Here is a 2422-nt window from a genome sequence, read left to right as displayed (position 1 = left end):
AATGAGTAAGGCAATAGCCAATGAGCAATCAGCCGAAGCTGACGTTGATAGAAAATCAAGGGAAGCCCGCTATGTCCGCGAAGCCGTTAACCACCGGCCTGAATTGCTGCGTCGATGATGAAGGTCCGCTTCCGGGAAATCGACGGGTGGATTCTGGAAGCAGCCGAATGTCCGGTTAGGGCCGTCAGCAACGTCCGATCCACCCGCACGCTTACATGCTGCCGACTGTCATGTAGTCAATGAACAAAAACAGGTTCCAAACTAATTTTGTGACGTGACTTGGCTATGCCTAGCTTATTCTCGTATGTCTAGGCTGATCCCGGGAGATGGACTTGGAAGCAGTAGCACTGACGAACGAAATGATTGTGGTCCTGGGGCTGCTGATAGTTACTGTTTTTCTTTTCGTCTCGGAGATCGTGCGAATAGATGTGGCGGCGGTTCTGGTGATGGTATTGTTAGGCGGACTCAGCTATTTGCCGGGGCTCAACAATCTGGCGGATGTCTCTAACCTTTTCGTTGGCTTTTCATCGAACGCCGTTATTTCGATCATTGCGGTGATGATCATAGGCGCGGGGCTGGATAGGACCGGCCTGATGTCCAAAGTGGCGGCGCTAATCATAAGACGAGGCGGGACAACCGAGGCGCGGATCATTCCTATTGTATCAAGTGTCGTTGGTGTCATCAGCTCTTTCATGCAGAATATCGGGGCCGCGGCTTTGTTTTTGCCGGTAATCAGCCGCATTTCTGCGCGCACTGAGATTCCCATGAGCCGCTTGCTCATGCCAATGGGGTTTTGTGCCATTTTGGGTGGGACGATCACCATGGTGGGATCTTCCCCATTAATTTTGCTCAATGATTTGATACTCGCATCTAACGAAAGCCTTCCGGCAGGCATGAGGATGGAGGCGTTCGGACTGTTTTCAGTTACGCCTATCGGGGTGATGCTAGTGGCGACAGGAGTTCTTTACTTCGTCTTGTTTGGGCGTTGGGTCCTGCCTACACAGCGGGATTGGGGTATGGATGCGGGTTCTGGCAGGTCGATGCAGACCTATATCGAAAACACATATGGATTGCGTGCCGACATGTTCGAAGTGCGCGTTCCAGAAGGTTCTATTCTTATCGGACAAACTCTTGCTGATCTGATGGTGGCCCATCACATGTATATTCTGGGCACGTCATACCGGGGACACAAAGTCATTGCTCCAATGGCCGATACCACAATTGAAGCACCCGCTCGCCTTGCGGTTTTAGGGCTGCAGCGGGTTGTACTTGAGGAATTTGCGGAGCCCTACGGGTTAGAAATCTTGCCTCAGCTGGATGTGTTTGCGGATGACTTTGCTGCCACCCAATCGGGCGTGGCTGAGGTGGTGATCCCGCCGGGATCCAGCGTGATTGGTCACACTCCAATTGATCTGCGTCTGCGTCAATCGCACGGGCTTTCGCTGCTGGCGATCCATCGCGGGGCAGAGACGTTAAGCCATGTTGAAACCGAAGATCATGTCGCCACACATATCGGGCAAGTCCCCTTGCAAGCAGGCGATACGGCGGTAGTACATATTCAATGGGACCGACTGACCGAGCTTTTATCGGACCGAGATTTTGTCGTAGTGACATCTGATTTCCCACAGGAAGAGCTGCGACCCCATAAAGTGGGCTGGGCATTGGCGTTTTTTGCCATGGCGCTGTTGTTGATCCTGTTTTCGGATGTCAGATTGTCTTTGTGTCTACTTGCCGGGGCTATGGGCATGATTTTGAGTCGCGTGCTTTCGATTGACGAGGCTTATGACGCGGTCAGCTGGAGCACGGTTTTTTTGCTGGCCTCTCTTATTCCATTAGGTCAGGCAGTTCAAAACACAGGAACCGCAACCTGGATTGCTGGCCAAATTCTGAGCTTGCTCGACGGATGGCCAGTTTGGGCGCTGCAGGCGGGCCTGGCGGTTTTGGCGACGGCATTTACGCTTGTCATGTCGAATGTTGGTGCGACCGTCCTGCTTGTGCCGCTGGCTGTTTCGATTGCACTGGCCGCCGGAGGAGACCCGGCAGTGTTTGCTCTGACGGTGGCGATTTCGACCTCCAATTCCTTCCTGATCCCAACCCATCAGGTCAACGCTCTGATCATGGGCCCCGCAGGCTACAGAGTGATTGATTTCGTGCGTTCCGGTGGGATCATGACGATTCTCTTCTTGATCGTGTCAATGGCGGGTTTGAATCTGTTTTTCTGACTGTGGTTCTGATCTGTAAACGAAAGTCCTGTGTGGATTGCTCCTGCATAGCAAGACATTTTTTGAGCTGATATGAGTGTCTGTCAGATGCAGTCGTGTGTCCGGCCTGTTTGCGCAGCGCATACGGCTGCTGGCCCTGATGGTTTCCGCTGACCGAGTCCCAAACCGCTTCGCGGACAACGATGTGTCCCTGACATTCG

The 2422-nt window shown here is 53.0% G+C and carries 1 protein-coding gene; it reads left to right on the top strand.

Annotated elements, in window-relative coordinates:
* Nucleotides 1-332 precede the first annotated feature (332 nt).
* Nucleotides 333-2222 (top strand): SLC13 family permease, encoded by a 1890-nt coding sequence (locus Q1B27_RS24400; RefSeq protein ID WP_299852780.1) that lies wholly within the window; start codon nucleotides 333-335, stop codon nucleotides 2220-2222.
* The last annotated feature ends 200 nt before the right edge of the window (nucleotides 2223-2422 follow it).

Source organism: uncultured Roseovarius sp., assembly GCF_947489715.1.
In the GTDB taxonomy this organism is placed as follows: Bacteria; Pseudomonadota; Alphaproteobacteria; order Rhodobacterales; family Rhodobacteraceae; genus Roseovarius.
The sequence above is the reverse complement of the archived record's forward strand: the minus strand, read 5'-3'. Positions and strand labels throughout refer to the sequence as shown.